The sequence below is a fragment of the Brasilonema sp. UFV-L1 genome (assembly GCF_012912105.1).
Classification (GTDB): domain Bacteria; phylum Cyanobacteriota; class Cyanobacteriia; order Cyanobacteriales; family Nostocaceae; genus Brasilonema.
Genome location: NZ_QMEA01000144.1, coordinates 1 through 15,699 on the forward strand (window position 1 = coordinate 1; position 15,699 = coordinate 15,699).

13 protein-coding genes are annotated in these 15,699 nt (G+C 41.3%); 9 read left to right on the plus strand and 4 right to left on the minus strand.

Annotated features, from left to right (window positions below):
• Positions 1-297 precede the first annotated feature (297 nt).
• The 3 genes from sppA to DP117_RS28275 all read left to right on the plus strand — a co-directional run bounded on the left by sppA (position 298) and on the right by DP117_RS28275 (position 3,492).
• Positions 298-2,133: a signal peptide peptidase SppA gene (gene sppA, locus DP117_RS28265; protein WP_169221527.1), complete on the plus strand. Its 1,836-nt coding sequence runs from the start codon at positions 298-300 to the stop codon at positions 2,131-2,133.
• Positions 2,134-2,276: 143 nt separating this feature from the next.
• Complete coding sequence (locus tag DP117_RS28270; RefSeq protein ID WP_169221537.1) at positions 2,277-2,528, plus strand: hypothetical protein; 252 nt, start codon at positions 2,277-2,279, stop codon at positions 2,526-2,528.
• Positions 2,524-3,492 (plus strand): RsmB/NOP family class I SAM-dependent RNA methyltransferase, encoded by a 969-nt coding sequence (locus tag DP117_RS28275; protein ID WP_169221538.1) that lies wholly within the window; start codon positions 2,524-2,526, stop codon positions 3,490-3,492. Before DP117_RS28270 ends, DP117_RS28275 begins: the two co-directional genes overlap by 5 nt.
• A gap of 51 nt (positions 3,493-3,543) precedes the next feature.
• On the opposite strand, the gene DP117_RS28280 is transcribed toward DP117_RS28275, so the two are convergent.
• Positions 3,544-4,464 (minus strand): CoB--CoM heterodisulfide reductase iron-sulfur subunit B family protein, encoded by a 921-nt coding sequence (locus DP117_RS28280; RefSeq protein ID WP_169221528.1) that lies wholly within the window; start codon positions 4,462-4,464, stop codon positions 3,544-3,546.
• A 268-nt stretch (positions 4,465-4,732) separates the two neighbouring features.
• Here DP117_RS28280 and acpP point away from each other — a divergent pair, with 268 nt between their 5' ends.
• From acpP to DP117_RS28305, 5 genes are all read left to right on the plus strand, one after another.
• The gene (acpP, locus tag DP117_RS28285; protein WP_169221529.1) at positions 4,733-4,984 is read left to right on the plus strand and encodes an acyl carrier protein; all 252 of its coding nucleotides are present in this window, start codon (positions 4,733-4,735) and stop codon (positions 4,982-4,984) included.
• Between the two features lie 445 nt (positions 4,985-5,429).
• Positions 5,430-6,680 carry a beta-ketoacyl-ACP synthase II gene (fabF, locus tag DP117_RS28290; protein ID WP_169221530.1) on the plus strand — a complete coding sequence of 417 codons (1,251 nt, stop codon included), beginning with the start codon at positions 5,430-5,432 and terminating at the stop codon, positions 6,678-6,680.
• A 292-nt stretch (positions 6,681-6,972) separates the two neighbouring features.
• Positions 6,973-8,985 carry a transketolase gene (gene tkt / locus DP117_RS28295; RefSeq protein WP_169221531.1) on the plus strand — a complete coding sequence of 671 codons (2,013 nt, stop codon included), beginning with the start codon at positions 6,973-6,975 and terminating at the stop codon, positions 8,983-8,985.
• 158 nt (positions 8,986-9,143) lie between these two features.
• Positions 9,144-9,437, plus strand: a complete 294-nt coding sequence (locus DP117_RS28300) for a hypothetical protein (RefSeq protein WP_169221532.1) — start codon at positions 9,144-9,146, stop codon at positions 9,435-9,437.
• 5 nt (positions 9,438-9,442) lie between these two features.
• Positions 9,443-9,841 (plus strand): type II toxin-antitoxin system VapC family toxin, encoded by a 399-nt coding sequence (locus DP117_RS28305; protein ID WP_169221533.1) that lies wholly within the window; start codon positions 9,443-9,445, stop codon positions 9,839-9,841.
• Positions 9,842-10,138: 297 nt separating this feature from the next.
• On the opposite strand, the gene DP117_RS28310 is transcribed toward DP117_RS28305, so the two are convergent.
• From DP117_RS28310 to DP117_RS28320, 3 genes are all read right to left on the minus strand, one after another.
• Positions 10,139-12,811 (minus strand): MHYT domain-containing protein, encoded by a 2,673-nt coding sequence (locus tag DP117_RS28310; RefSeq protein WP_169221534.1) that lies wholly within the window; start codon positions 12,809-12,811, stop codon positions 10,139-10,141.
• A gap of 569 nt (positions 12,812-13,380) precedes the next feature.
• Positions 13,381-14,031: an OmpA family protein gene (locus tag DP117_RS28315; RefSeq protein ID WP_169221535.1), complete on the minus strand. Its 651-nt coding sequence runs from the start codon at positions 14,029-14,031 to the stop codon at positions 13,381-13,383.
• Between the two features lie 134 nt (positions 14,032-14,165).
• Positions 14,166-14,948, minus strand: a complete 783-nt coding sequence (locus DP117_RS28320; protein WP_169221536.1) for an ion transporter — start codon at positions 14,946-14,948, stop codon at positions 14,166-14,168.
• Between the two features lie 169 nt (positions 14,949-15,117).
• On the opposite strand from DP117_RS28320, the gene DP117_RS28325 reads away from it, so the two are divergent.
• Complete coding sequence (locus DP117_RS28325; protein WP_169221539.1) at positions 15,118-15,543, plus strand: nucleoside deaminase; 426 nt, start codon at positions 15,118-15,120, stop codon at positions 15,541-15,543.
• Positions 15,544-15,699: the final 156 nt, after the last annotated feature.

Below are 15,699 nucleotides of genomic sequence, written 5' to 3' on the forward strand. Positions count from 1 at the left end.
TTACATTCTCCATACCATAAGTTGGGGGCTTGTATCCTTTTCTTTTTCGGTCATTTTAGCTAAGGCGTGAATGGCTGAAACCATAATTGTGCTATTTTGTACAGGTAACGGTACACTAGAATAACTAAAGTGTTTAAAAAATTTACAAACAATAAAATAAAAATAGAGATAAAAACCTTAGTTGTTAAGTTGTTGGGGTGATGAGTCCTCAATCATTAAGTCTAAGCACCAATAACTAATAACTAATGACCTAATGACTAATGACTAATGACTAATGACTAATGACTAATAAAAAATATGCGTAATTTTTTCAAACAAACTTTTGCTAGCCTACTCGGAAGTCTACTGGGACTGTTCATTTTCTGCGGTTTGGGAACGACTGGACTGTTATTGCTGCTGTTTACAGTAGCTTCATCAAGAGATACTGAGCCTGTAGCGAAAGATGAATCAGTGCTGGTTTTTGACTTGTCTACAAACATTACTGATGGTAAACCAAGTGCTGATGAATTACTTCAAGAAGTATTATCAGGTGAGGAAAATAAAAGAATGTCACTCCGTACAGTTCTGGAAACTTTAGAAAAAGCACGGCGTGACAAACGAATTGTCGGTATATACTTAGATGCAAGTGGCGGTACAGAAAGTAGAACTGCAGGCTTTGCCACTCTTAAGGAAGTGCGTCAGGCGTTGGAAAAGTGTAAAGCTGCTGGGAAAAAGATTGTGGCATATGGTGTAAATTGGGGAGAAAGAGAATATTACTTAAGTTCTGTGGCTGATACCATCGTGGTGAACCCGTTGGGAGGAATGGAAATTAATGGTTTGAGTAGCCAGCCTTTGTTTTTTGCTGGTGCTTTAGAAAAGTACGGCGTTGGTGTTCAGATTGTACGGGTAGGCAAGTTCAAAGGAGCTGTTGAACCATTTATACTAAAAAAGCTGAGTCCAGAAAACCGCGCACAAACTCAGCAATTGTTGAATGATGTTTGGGGAGAATGGCGTGCTACGGTAGGAGCAAGCCGTAAAATAAATCCACAACAGTTGCAGGCGATCGCAGATAATCAAGCTTTGTTATTTGCAGAACAAGCCAAAGCTAATCGCTTAGTGGATAAAGTAGCGTATTTCGATGAAATGATTGCTGATCTTAAGCAGTTGACCAAAAGCGACAAGGAAGACAAAACATTTCGTCAAATCAGCCTTAAAGAATATGCGGGAGTTTCTGGAAAGTCTTTGGGTGTTGGACGCGACTCGCAAAATAAAATTGCGGTAGTTTATGCTGAGGGTGAGATTGTCGATGGTTTAGGAAATGCTTCAGATGTAGGTGGCGATCGCTTTGCAAAAATCTTCCGTCGGCTACGACAGGATAAAAACATCAAAGCCGTCGTCCTGCGGATAAACAGTCCAGGTGGAAGCGTCACAGGTTCTGAAATCATACAAAGAGAAGTGCGCTTAACGAGTCAGCAAAAACCTGTTGTCGTCTCGATGGGTGATGTCGCCGCTTCTGGTGGTTACTGGATTGCTACAGACTCTAAACGCATTTTTGCTGAGCCTAACACAATTACAGGTTCGATAGGTGTGTTTGGACAGATACTAAATATCCAAAAAGTGGCAAATGACAATGGTATCACTTGGGATTCAGTCAAAACTGCCCGTTATGCTGATACTCAAACAGTTGCTCGCCCCAAATCTCCGGAGGAATTAGCGATATACCAGCGTAACGTTAACCGAATTTACGATTTGTTTCTCAACAAAGTCGCACAAGGTCGTAACCTTCCTAAGCAAAAAGTCGCTGAAATCGCCCAAGGACGAGTTTGGTCAGGTGCAGCAGCGAAGAAAATAGGTTTGGTCGATGAAATTGGTGGTTTGGATGCAGCCGTTAAATACGCTGCTGTTGAGGCAAATCTGGGAGATAATTGGGAATTGCAAGAATATCCCAAAGCAGGTGATATCAAAGAACGCTTCTTTGGACAAGCCGCTGAAGAAGTGCGAGCAGTTTTAGGCCTAGATAAAGCAGAACTTAAAGTACCGGATCCATTAACGAGTGAATTTCAAAAACTCCAACAGGAATTAGCAATCCTACAGAAGATGAACGATCCACAGGGTATATACGCTCGTTTACCTTTTAGCTTGCGGATTGAGTGATATGCACCAGAGTAGGGGAAACAGAAGGACAAGGAGCAATTTTCTCCCCTACTCTCAAGAAAAAGTGAACACCTCAGCTGACAAGAACTGCATGAATGTGTAAAGTAATTGTGGACTACTTACTTAACCATCTGCGAGATTTTATGCAACTGCCTAAGGACATAAAAACAAAACGTCTTTTGCTCCTTGTTGTTTCCTGTAGTTTGGCTGGTGTGATTGTGGGAGGTACCACAAGTTGGGTAGAGGGAAATTCGTGTTTGGAAGCTAGCATAGTTACGAGTGAATGTCTAACCCAAGACCAAATGACCAGAACTGCAAAGGGAATGAGCACTGGCTTGATTGTTGGGGCTGGGGCGGCGTTTGGTGCAGCATGGCAACATAGGCATGATGATTGAAAAAGCTTCTAATTTATTACTTAAACTTTCACGCCGTTTGTTTGAAGATTCAGATAAGCAGGAGAGATTTGTCGAGGCTTTAATAAATCCCAAATCTTTTCAACCCTGTATTCTTTGGTGTCAAGAAAAACCTGAATCTTCTCCTTTTTCTGTAGAAACACCAACAATTTGGCAACCACAATTTATAGACCGTTTATCATTTGGAGAAAAACCTGGTCAACATCCCCAGCACAAACAAGGGTATTTTTATTGTCTAGATTTTTCTTCTGTGTTTGCGGCTTCTATTTTGTTAACAATTCCTAGTCCTGTTAAGTTAGTTTTTGACATGTGTGCTGCGCCAGGAGGAAAGAGTGTCTTTGCCTGGAAAAGTTTACAACCTGAATTGTTAATCAGTAATGAAGTCATTGGTAAACGCTTGGGAATGTTAATTTCTAATTTAAAGCGTTGTCATGTTAGTCCCTGTGCGGTGGTGACGAAAGATTCTAGTTTGTTTGCCCAAATGATACCTTTATCTAGTGATTTAGTGATAGTAGATGCCCCTTGTACTGGGCAATCTTTACTTGCTAAAGGTGAAAAAGCACCAGGATGTTTTCATCCAACTGCTATTAACAAAAGTGCCAATCGGCAAAAGAGGATTGTAGCAAATTCTGCTTCTATTGTTGCACCGCAAGGATATCTTGCTTATATGACTTGTACTTATTCTCCTGAAGAAAATGAGGAAGTCTGTGAATGGTTTTTAGAAAGATTTCCTCAGTTTCATGCCGTTGAAATTGGTCATTTGCAAACTTATCAGTCACATTTAACTTCTGTACCTTGTTATCGAATGTTTCCTCAAGATAGGTTGGGTGCAGGAGCGTTTACAGTGTTATTTAAAAACATTGAAGCGGGTGAGAGAAAAGAAGTAGATATAGAGACTTTATCTACAGTTTGGATGAATACAAACTGCGAAGATGTGAAAGAATAAGGTGGAAGGGCGCGCTCGCCCAAAGTTGAGAAGCCCTTACACCCTCTTACCCTACACCCTTAGCTTTGTCAATCCCAATTTTTCCAAAACTGGTTTTGTGGAGACAAGATGCCGTTCTAAACCGAGTGTCTTCGGACTGACACCAACGGCTAAAGCAATCAGCTGCGGTAAATGCAGTATTGGTAAACCAAGTTCCCGTCCAATGACTTTTTCTACCTCCTTTTGACGAGAATCCAGATTGAGGTGACAAAGAGGACAAGGCGTCACTATACAATCAGCACCAGCATCTATGGCTTCTTGAATATGCATTCCAGCCATTTTAAAAGATTGAGTCGTGGCATAGCTAGAAAGTGGCCAACCGCAACATTGCGTACGACCTCTGTAATAAATAGGTTCTGCTCCTACGGCGCGAAAGACATTTTCCATCGCCTCTGGTTGGAAGGGATCATCATAAGGCATGGACTTTTGCGCACGCAGAAGATAGCAGCCATAAAAAGCTGCACATTTTAATCCAGTTAACTGACGGCTGACACGTTTTTGAATTTCCTCTAAACTGTAGTCGGTGACTAAGGCATAGAGCAGGTGTTTGACTTCTGTCGTTCCTCGATAGGGTACACAGCTTTCTTTTTGCAGCAAGCTGTTTACCTGTTCAACGTATGCTGGATTTGTTTTCTGGCATTCTTTGAGGTGCTCGTCAACATGACCAATAACACCCTGACATGTGCTGCAATGGGTTAGCAGTGGTAGATTTAACTCTTCTGCCAGGGCAATGTTCCTTGCATTAACCGTATCTTCCAACATTTGGGAATCTTCTTTAAACGTGCCGGAACCACAGCAAGCAGCTTTTTTGAGTTCAACAAGTTCAATGCCCAGCGCTTGAGTTAGGGCAACAGTTGATTGGTGAAGTTCCCGACAAGCTCCTTGAGCAACACAACCTGGAAAATACGCGTATCTCAATGTATGGGTTAGCATTAAAAATTCAAGAACAGTTGTTCAACGGAATCGATGATTACAGTGAATAGGACGTATACGACTATGTTGTAGCATGCCATACTGTGCAGTCGCCGTTTGAGTGGTTGTCCCATCTAAAACAATGACAATAGAACGAGGTACAGATTTTCAGCAAATAAAATCTCTTAAGAGTGTACGGGTGCTCGCGCTTTCCGATAAGATGAATATGCCCAAAAAGATATCCCCTATAAACAGCAGATTATAGCAACTGGTTGAGGACTTTGTATCTATGAGCGAAGCGGAAATTTTTGAAAAGGTCAAAGAAATTGTTGTTGATCAACTCAGCGTTGATGCAGCAAATGTCACACCACAATCTCATTTTGCCAACGATTTACAAGCTGATTCCCTTGATACTGTTGAACTTGTTATGGCTTTGGAAGAAGAGTTTGACATCGAAATTCCTGATGAAGCCGCCGAAAAAATTACAACTGTTCAAGAGGCTGTGCAATACATTAACGATAAAGTTGCCACATCCGCCTAATAAGGTATAGGAGTAGGGGGAGTGGAGGAAGTCGGGCGAACAATAGAGGACACGGGGACATATTTCGTCTCCGCATTTCCCTCAATGTTTCACCAGTCGCATGCCACTTGCGACAACGCTTGGTACCCCCAAGTCTATGTCCACCAGGACACGCTACGAAGAGCGCTGCAAAGTGCAAGAGATTCAGACACTGCTCTGAGCGCGTATCACAATCTCCTAATCTTCCTCATCCTCCCAATTTTCTCCTACTACAGCGTGATCCAAATAAAACTGTCATTCAAAATCTACGAAAAGTTTATGATTAAGATATGCTTTTTGAATTTTGAATGTGTTAGTAGCGTGCCGTAGGCAGCGAATTCCAAGGAAGCGGTACTAGCTCCCACTCTCCCCCTTATTCTCCCTCCTCCCACAACTGCTTTCATCAAGAGCCATCATAACTATCGACATGACTGATTTTATACGTAAACGCGTTGTTGTCACTGGTGTTGGCGCGATTACACCAATTGGTAATACACCAGCCGAATATTGGGAAGGACTGATAAACGGACGCAATGGCATTAGTGAGATCACCTTGTTTGATGCGTCTCGTCATGATTGTCGCATTGCTGGTGAGGTAAAAAACTTCGATCCACACAAATATATGGATCGTAAAGAAGCCAAACGCATGGATCGATTTGCTCAATTTGGCGTTTGTGCGGCAAAACAGGCTTTGGCAGACGCGCAGTTAATCATCAACGATCTGAATGCAGAACAAATAGGCGTCATTATTGGTTCTGGCGTTGGTGGCATTAAAGTCCTAGAAGACCAGCAAACAGTTTATCTCGAACGTGGTCCAAACCGCTGTAGTCCATTCATGATACCGATGATGATAGCCAATATGGCAGCCGGATTGACAGCAATTCACACTGGTGCTAAAGGACCAAATTCCTGCTTGGTCACCGCCTGTGCCGCTGGCTCAAACGCCATCGGGGAAGCTTTTCGCCTGATACAAGGGGGATATGCCCAAGCAATGATTTGCGGGGGGAGTGAGGCAGCGATTACACCCTTGGCTTTGGCTGGATTTGCTTCAGCCAAGACACTTTCTATTCGTAATGATGACCCCGCTCATGCAAGCCGCCCGTTTGATAAAGACCGTGACGGATTTGTCATGGGTGAAGGGGCAGGTATCTTAATTTTAGAAGAGTTACAGCATGCCCTAAGTCGTAAAGCGAAAATTTATGCAGAAATTGTTGGCTATGGTATGACTTGCGACGCTTACCATATGACTTCTCCAATACCCGGAGGCGAAGGTGCAGCAAGAGCTATCCAATTGGCACTCAAGGACGCAGGACTCACACCAGAACAGATTAACTACATAAATGCACACGGTACGAGTACCCCAGTCAATGATCCAACAGAAACTGCTGCGATGAAAAAAGCTTTAGGTAATCATGCTTATAAAGTGGCGGTGAGTTCGACTAAATCAATGACAGGTCATTTGTTAGGTGGTTCTGGTGGGATTGAAGCAGTCGCAACAGTACTGGCGATCGCCAATGATAAAATTCCACCAACAATTAATCTAGAAAATCCAGATCCTCAGTGCGACTTGGATTATGTCCCCAACACCAGTCGGGAAGCAAAAGTCGAGGTAGCGCTATCCAATTCTTTTGGTTTTGGCGGTCATAATGTCACACTAGCCTTTAGGAAGTATGTCTAGGGTTGGAAATTTGAGATGGGTGGATTTGACCTAAAAGCATAAAACTCAACAATTGTCTGCATTTAGGTGTCGGGCAAAAATCTCGTGAATTCGGTCGATTCAGCAACCGATAATAGAGAAGAACCCCCGTAAAATGAATCCACACATTCGATCAAAAATCCCAAAATCTGCCGCTTGTCCGTCAACAAGCACCAATGGGATGATGAGGATACTGCCAAAGGGGATTTATAAACAACCCCCGTGGTGATGCTCAAACAAGCAGTGCTAACCCGTCGTAAAGAACAATCTGATTATGGCTGTTGCAACCCAAACCCTCGAAGAACTTTGTATTAACTCAATTCGCTTTCTGGCAATTGATGCTGTAGAAAAGGCAAAGTCTGGTCACCCAGGACTGCCAATGGGCGCAGCGCCGATGGCGTTTGTGCTATGGGATAGCTTTCTGCGGTTTAACCCCAAAAATCCCACGTGGTTCAACCGCGATCGCTTTGTCCTGTCTGCTGGACACGGCTCTATGTTGCAGTATGCCCTACTTTACCTCACAGGCTACGACAGCGTAAGCATTGAAGATATCAAGCAATTCCGTCAGTGGGAATCCAAAACCCCCGGACACCCCGAAAACTTCATGACTGCTGGCGTAGAAGTTACCACAGGACCTCTAGGGCAAGGAATTGCCAACGGAGTTGGTTTGGCGATCGCAGAAGCACACCTTGCTGCAAAGTTCAACAAACCCGATGCCAAGATTGTTGACCATTACACCTACGTCATTTTGGGTGATGGCTGCAACATGGAAGGCGTTTCTGGTGAAGCTTGTTCTTACGCGGGGCACCTGGGATTAGGTAAACTTATCGCTCTGTACGACGACAACCACATCTCCATTGATGGTTCTACGGATATAGCATTCACCGAAGATGTTTCCAAACGGTTTGAAGCTTACGGTTGGCATGTACAACACGTCCCAGATGGCAATACCGATTTAGAAGGAATTGCTAAAGCAATTGAAGCAGCTAAAGCTGTCACCGATAAGCCTTCTTTTATTAAGGTCACAACCACCATTGGTTACGGTTCGCCCAACAAAGCAAACACCGCTGGTGTTCACGGTTCTGCCCTTGGTGGCGACGAAGTGAAACTCACCCGTGAAAACCTGGGTTGGGAACACGAGCCTTTTGTCGTTCCAGAAGATGCTTTGAAGCACTGGCGCAAAGCTATTGAGCGTGGTGCCAACTACGAATCAGAATGGAACAAAACCTTTGATACATACAAAGGCAAATATGCCGAAGATGCGGCTGAATTTGAACGTTACATCAGCGGTAAACTGCCCGAAGGTTGGGACAAAGTTCTGCCCACCTACAAACCAGAAGACAAAGCAGTCGCCACCCGCAAACACTCGGAAACCTGCCTCAACAAACTGGCACCGGTTTTCCCTGAACTCATTGGTGGTTCAGCTGACCTCACCCACTCTAACCTGACTGAAATTAAGGGCTTCGGCGAGTTTCAGAAAGGACAATACCAAAACCGTAACATCCACTTTGGTGTACGGGAACACGGTATGGGAGCCATCTGTAACGGTATAGCGCTGCATGGTTCTGGATTAATTCCCTACGGCGCTACCTTCTTGGTCTTCACAGATTATATGCGTGCAGCCATCCGCTTATCTGCTTTGTCTCAAGCTGGCGTGATTTGGGTGATGACTCACGACTCGATTGGACAAGGCGAAGATGGTCCAACCCACCAACCCATTGAAACAATAGCTTCCCTGCGAGCCATTCCCCAGTTAACGGTGATTCGCCCCGCAGACGGAAACGAAACCTCTGGCGCTTACAAAGTCGCGATTGAGAAAGCAAAGCAAAACGCTCCCACCCTGTTGGCGTTCACCCGTCAAAATGTCCCGAACTTGGCAGGTACATCAGTTGAAGGTGTGACAAAGGGTGGATACACAGTGGTCGATAGCGAAGGTACGCCAGAGCTGATCCTAATTGGTACTGGTTCCGAATTGAGCCTTTGCGTAACCGCAGCTGAAAAACTCACCAGCGAAGGCAAGAAAGTCCGTGTTGTCTCGCTACCCTCCTGGGAACTGTTTGAAGCACAGGATGCGGCTTACAAAGAGTCTATTCTGCCTAAAGCTGTCACCAAGCGTTTGTCTGTAGAAGCTGCCGCTAGTTTCGGTTGGCACAAGTACATCGGTACTGAAGGCGATACTGTTAGTATTGATCGCTTTGGTGCTTCAGCTCCTGGCGGTGTCTGTCTGGAAAAATTTGGTTTCAGTGTTGATAATGTATTAGCCAAAGCGAAACAATTATTGGGTTAATTAGCAACAGAATATCTATTCTCTTTCTTTTCAGGTGGGCTTTGTTGCCCACCTTTTTTATGTGATGAATCGTATCATGGTTACGCACCTCGTCACTTTGCAAATAAGGAAAAGGAGTTGTTAAAGTTAAGGTAAGACAAAAAATACAGGAGGATATTATGTACGATATTGCTAATTATAAATATGAACTGATGAACCGTATATCACCAATAGTAGGCAAGTTGTTTCAAAGTAACAGCTTATATCAAGTAAAGTTAGACAAAGATGAGATGCTTGAAATGTTAGTCAGCCTTTTTGGAAAATTTTCACCTGAAGACATAAGGGCTATTAGCGATAAAGAGTTAACAAAACGAATTGATAAAATTCTTGTGCTAGAGGCTGTTTCAGGAACACTCAATGATTTGACTCCAGAGGAGATAGAAATTTTTGATGCAGCGGTAGAAGGGAGATAGAGAGGGTGGCTTATCTTCTAGATACGAATATTGTTTCGTATATTTTGAAGAAAAAAACAGATTTCGATCAGAAATTACGGGAGGTGACAGGTCAAGGGGAAGAAGTATTTATCAGTTGCATAACTTATTATGAAGTCAAAAGAGGACTTCTGGCTGTAAATGCTAAGAGACAGCTAGCTGATTTTAATCAGTTCTTCCAAAAATATGAAGTTTTATTTGTTGATGATATAGAAATTATTGAGAGAGCCTGCGCAATTCATGTGGAATTAAAGCGCAGAGGTACTCATCTGGAAGATGCTGATATTTTGATAGCAGCGACAGCCATAACACGTGGCTTAATTCTTGTTTCTAATGACTCTGATATGGTGAGAGTTCCAGGGATTAGTTTAGAGAATTGGTTGTAAGCAGAATTTTAATCTTGAAAAGAAAGTTAGGTTATTCTGGTTGCTCTTGACAGAATGGGAGCATTCCCAACAGTTAGCTATTAGGTAAAAAGAATTGGGAGGTTATCCTGATGAAGTCAACATCAATGAATAATGAACAGTACACAGTACACAGTACACAGGGAAGGAGTCACCGAGTCAGAAGTCAGAATTCTTTATTTCTTCCTTGGTGAATACTGAATTCACCGATTCTGAATTCTTCTTCAAACTGGTAACTGATAACTGATAACTGATAATTGATAACTGACAATTGATTGGTCACGTGTTAAACACGCTAACTGATGCTTGTAATTGCTGGGTCGCTTCTACAGTTTGTTGTAAAGATGTTGACACAGCACCAGACGAATCAGCAGTCAATTTTGAAGCTTTGGTCATTTCCTTGATTGAGAGAGCGACAGCCTGCGAAATTTGAGATTGAGACACTGTTGTATGAGAAATTGACTGGACTAACTCGTCAATTTGACAAGAAACTTTTACAATCTTGTTGATGCTTTGCTTAATGTCTCTGACTAGCTCAGCATCTTCCACAATTTGAGCTGTTCCCTGTTGTATCACTTGGATGACAGCGTTAGTTTCTGATTGAATCTTTTGTGCAATCTGTTCAATTTCTTGAGTTGCTTGAACTAACAGTGCTGTTAAGCAATTGACTTGAGCCACAAAACTTTGATTTTCTTCACTTGTGCGAGAAGCTTCAAGACTGGCATTAATAGATAACAAGTTGAGCTGCAATCCAATTTCGTGAATCAAGACCACAAATTTGGAAATCTCTTGGGATGATGTGCTAAAACGTTGTATGTTTTTAGCTGTTTTAGTCACTGTCTTTTGCAAATCAAAGATACGAGTCGCAGTCACCTCCATTGTTTCACCTGCAGCAAAAGCAATATTGGCAGAGGTACGAGTCACTTGTGCGGCTTGATAAGCAGTATTAGCAACTTCTTGAATGGAGAGATTCATTCGATCTACCGACTCAAGGATGTATGTCATTTCTTCAGTCTGTTGGAGTGCTTGATCTGCAAACTGACGAATCACATCAAAGTTTTCTCCCACAGAAATATTGAGTTGTGTAGCCGCTTGTTTGACTGGAATAACTATTTGTCGCAAGCTTTCGATAATAGTATTGAACAACTCAGCCACTATTGCTATTTGACCTGTTGTCATTTGGGCTCGAACTGTCAAGTCACCTTTGCTGACTTCTCTAACGTCATAAATAAGTTGGATCAGCTGACGTTGGAAGACTTCTTTAGTCAGCCTCAATTCTTCCTCCGCCTGTTTGCGTGAGGTTATGTCAGAGTACACCTCAACAAAATTTATCACAAGTCCCGTGACATCTCGTGTTGGAGAAATATTTAATTCACACCAGAATGGAGTACCGTCCTTACGGTAATTTTTCATCACAACATGACATTTTTGCTCTAGTCGCAACGTGTTACGCATTTGTTCAATCGTCTTTGGATCAGTTTCAGGTCCTTGTAGAAATCGACAGTTGCGTCCCAGAACTTCTTGTGATGAATAGCCTGTCATAGTTTCAAAAGCGGGATTGCAAAAGATAATCGGATTGTCTGGCTGACGAGGATCTGTAATCACAATCGCATCACTCGTAGTGGCGATCGCACGTTCAAACATCTGCAGCATTTCCTGTGCAGTATTTAGTTTATGCAAAAGATTTGCTTGTTCTAAGCCAATGCCTACTTGAATGGCTAATTGCTCGAATAAATCTATTTCTAACTTCTGCCAATTCCGAGGTTGAGAGCATTGGTAACCACACAATAAACCCAAAAGCCGATGCTCACCTAAAATAGGTACGATCAAATTCGCCTTGATTTGAAAGTCTTCAAGAATCCTCAGGTGACGCCCTGTAATATCTGCTTCATGAATGCTGTTGTTAACCTGAACTTGACCATTTCTATACACTGCAATGTCATCTTTGTGTAACGGATCATAGACTGTTTTCCCAAAGGTTTTCATCAAACCGTCTGCTACTGACTCTGCAATGATGGTCCCACTCCAATCAGAATTAAAGCGATAGATGATCACACCGTCTATGTTCAGTGCTTTCCTAACCTCACTGATAGTTGTATTGAGAATATCCTCTAACTTGAGAGAACGCCGAATACGCAGGGTAAGATCCATGAAGAACTGCAAACGTTGGGCTTCTTGCTGTTTGAGTAATGCTGTTTGGGTAACTATTCGCCAATTCACAAAGGAAGTCAGCAGGGTGAAACTTAGGATCATCACAGTACCAAGGCCGATGCCCATAGCTACCCCAGGGAGAGGGTTCTGCATGGTTGCAGCTGCACCAACAACTTTGGTTGGTTTAAAAGAAGCTGCTTCCATCCCCGTGTAATGCATCCCGGAGATCGCAGTTGCCATGATGAACGCACTCGAAATCTTGTGTCGTCTACCAGTTCTACCTCTTTGCAAACGCAGTTGAAAGGCAATCCACAGCCCTACAATTGATCCACCGATGGCGATCGCCACAGAAATCATAAACAGTACTGGATCATACTGAGTCGTTGCTTCTATACGCATTGCTGCCATACCAATATAGTGCATGGACACAATCCCAATGCCCATTAACACACCACCAATTAGCAATTGCCGCATATTTAAAACTGGACGACTGCTAAGGAAAAGTGCGCCAACAGAGGCAACAATCGCAGGCAGCACAGAAAGCACTACAGTCAACCAGTCATAGCCCATTGATATTGGTAAACTGAAGGCAAGCATAGCAACAAAGTGCATTGACCAAATACCAATTCCAATAACAATTGCACCGCCAATTAACCAAACTAGTCTTGCTTTTGCTTGGGCTATTGTTACTTGCCCAGCCAAATCAACAGCAGTGTACGAAGCAAGAACAGCTATCACAATTGAGAGGGCAACAAGAACTGGATCGTAAGTACCACTTATCGCCACATCTGCCTGGAACATCTCGTTAACCTCACTCTTAATCTTTATGAAATAGAAAAGAAAACATGAGTCATCTTGCCACTTTCATCAAGTGGAACACACTCATGAATTGGAAAATATTGGCAAGTCAACATCAATGAACAATGAACAGTTATCAATGAACAATGAGCAATCAGCAATGAACAATTATCAAATCGATAATTGATAACTGATAACTGATAATTGATAATTGATTGGTCAGTTCAGTAGATGCAGTCCTGACAGTGCGGATGAAAATAGCAGATGCAAACAATCTCAATCAAGCTTAAGCTTGTGAGACAGTAAAATGAGTCCTGGCAATTTACTATAAAAATATTTTTTTGGAATCTACCTTTAGTAATAAATATTAAAGCCGATTTGACAAATTATGTCAAATTGTAAAACAATTCATCAAAAAATACTTCTTCCTAAAGCTATAGGTGTTTTTTGTGACTACGGACACATTGTTTTCTGAAGAAGGATAAATATCAAATATACAACTTTGAACTCATAATTTCTACATAACTACTGTTAACTAGCAAATAGCAGCTTGTTTGCTTTCTAAAAGCCGATTACACCTGATGACTTGCAAGCTTTTGGATAACAATTTCAATACGACGATTTTTTTGTCGTCCTGCTGGGTTATCCGAATTATCAGATTTTTTATTTCGTGCAACAGGTTGAGTTTCTCCATAACCTTCTTTCGATATCAAAGATATGTCTATGCCACCTTTTTGATTCAACCAGCTTTGCACCGCTGATACCCATTGCTCTGATAGTTTTAGATTATCATTTTCACTACCTTTAGAGTCAGTATGTCCTAGTATTTGTAACCAAGTGTTAGGATAATGATTATTGATTGCTTGACTAACCTGACGCAAGATATTCTCTGCATCTGGACGAATCATATTCTTACTAGAGTCAAATAAAATATCTGCTGGCAAGGTGATAATAGTTAAATATTCATTTTCTTGAACTTGAATTTGTGAGGATATAATCTCAGGTAGTTTGACTTGCGGATATGTATCCTCAGAAAACCGAACAATCGGATTTTGAACTTTTGAAAAGTGTCGTGCAAGTAATTGTGCTTCTGGAAACTTTGTTTGAAGCGGTTGCACTCTTGAAAAGTTAACTTCAGTTGTTGCAGCACAATATACAAAACTATCAGCAGTCATGATGACAGTAATTGGCACTAAGTAAATGCCGAGACGAAGTAAGTACATTTTTGAAAGTCACGTAACAAAGTTAATGATTTTAGTCCAACACTAAGTCAAATAACAAACAAAGACTTCTTTCTGAAGTTATATTTTTTGTAACTACAAATACTTGATTTTGTCATACAAAACTCAATTATGAATTACGAATTATTTTTCAACTTCGTTCCACAAATTTTGCAGAATTTGGCATCTGTATCATGAAATGCTAAACCGCATCCAGTACAAATTGTCTCCACCTGATTTGCAGTTTTGACTAGTCGCCTTATCAAATCACCAACTTGCCAAGGAATAAGAGCAATACCTGTTAAAATCATCAAGACTGTTAGTAAACGACCTAGTTCAGAAACGGGAGTCACATCACCAAACCCAACAGTGGTCATAGTGACTATAGAAAAATAAAAAGCATCTAAAAAAGTAGCAAAGTTTTTTGAATTAACAGGATGCTCTACTTGATAAATTAAACCAGAGTATACAAAGATTATTGCAAATAATGTAAATAATATTCGTACAGATATTAAACTATCTTCTGTACTAACACCGAACAAACTTTTTTTATTTATAAACCTAATTAAACGTAGAATTCTGAACCATCTTAATAATCGAATAAAACTGATATCAACAATACCCAAGAAAAATGGAAAAATAGCTATTAAATCAATGATTGAATAAAAACTGAAAAGATACTGTAATTTATTTTCTTCACTCCAGAGACGTAGTAAATATTCGGCTGCAAAAATGAGTAATATTGCCTTATCAACTAAATCTAAAAATAACCGTAATTCTTCAGATATATTATAAGTCTGTGCAACAAAGATAACTGATGATAGCAAAACTAAACCAGCGATAGTTAAATTCACAAATTTACCGACTGGTGTCTCTAAATCCTTCAAGTAAAATGCTGTTTTTTCTTTGTTCAATAACATAATTTACACAAGTCACTTATAACCAATTCAGCAAAGAATGCTGAGTAATGGTGAATCTAAAAACTAGCTTAGCAACAGAAAAAATCTTCAGCAGTCATGAGTGTTAAACACGTTACTGTTAAATATGCTATATTCTGGAAAATTCTAATTTTTCAGTCCCAAGCTAATGATGAATCCAGAAAATTTTATGCGTTTGGCATTGGAAGAAGCAAAAAAAGGAGATGCACCATATGGTGCTGTCATTGTCAAAGATAACCAAGTGATTGCCCGAAATCATAATACAGTGAAGCGAGACAGTGACCCTTCTGCCCATGCAGAAATTAATGTGATTCGCAGTTTAACTGCTCGACTGAAGAACCCTTCTTTAGAAGGTTATATCATATATACCACTGGTGAACCTTGTCCGATGTGTGCATCTGCTTGTGTTTGGACAGGTATATCAGAAATTATATACGGCGCTTCTATTGAAGATTTAGTTTCAGTTAATCAATCTCAAATTAACATATCATGTGAAGAAGTCATTGCTCAGAGTGTTAGAAAAATCAAGGTAACAAAAGGCGTTTTAAGACAAGAGTGCCTGAAGTTATTTCAGTAACTTTCAACTTTTAACTAGTACACTGGGCGCGGAAATAAAGCTACGATTACCAAATCGTTACAAAGCTTGCAGCATCTTGGTTGTTTCTTTTGAACGCCACTTGCTACAACGGGGAGAGGAAGATGAAGAAGTAGGGGAAGTGGGGGAGGTAGGGGG

Coding starts and splice junctions, on each gene's coding strand:
- DP117_RS28320 (WP_169221536.1), bottom strand. CDS start 14,948: ATGTTATTGAACAAAGAAAAAACAGCATTTTACTTGAAGGATTTAGAG.
- tkt (WP_169221531.1), top strand. CDS start 6,973: ATGGCTGTTGCAACCCAAACCCTCGAAGAACTTTGTATTAACTCAATT.
- DP117_RS28315 (WP_169221535.1), bottom strand. CDS start 14,031: ATGTACTTACTTCGTCTCGGCATTTACTTAGTGCCAATTACTGTCATC.
- DP117_RS28325 (WP_169221539.1), top strand. CDS start 15,118: ATGAATCCAGAAAATTTTATGCGTTTGGCATTGGAAGAAGCAAAAAAA.
- fabF (WP_169221530.1), top strand. CDS start 5,430: ATGACTGATTTTATACGTAAACGCGTTGTTGTCACTGGTGTTGGCGCG.
- DP117_RS28300 (WP_169221532.1), top strand. CDS start 9,144: ATGTACGATATTGCTAATTATAAATATGAACTGATGAACCGTATATCA.
- DP117_RS28270 (WP_169221537.1), top strand. CDS start 2,277: ATGCAACTGCCTAAGGACATAAAAACAAAACGTCTTTTGCTCCTTGTT.
- DP117_RS28280 (WP_169221528.1), bottom strand. CDS start 4,464: ATGCTAACCCATACATTGAGATACGCGTATTTTCCAGGTTGTGTTGCT.
- DP117_RS28310 (WP_169221534.1), bottom strand. CDS start 12,811: ATGTTCCAGGCAGATGTGGCGATAAGTGGTACTTACGATCCAGTTCTT.
- acpP (WP_169221529.1), top strand. CDS start 4,733: ATGAGCGAAGCGGAAATTTTTGAAAAGGTCAAAGAAATTGTTGTTGAT.
- sppA (WP_169221527.1), top strand. CDS start 298: ATGCGTAATTTTTTCAAACAAACTTTTGCTAGCCTACTCGGAAGTCTA.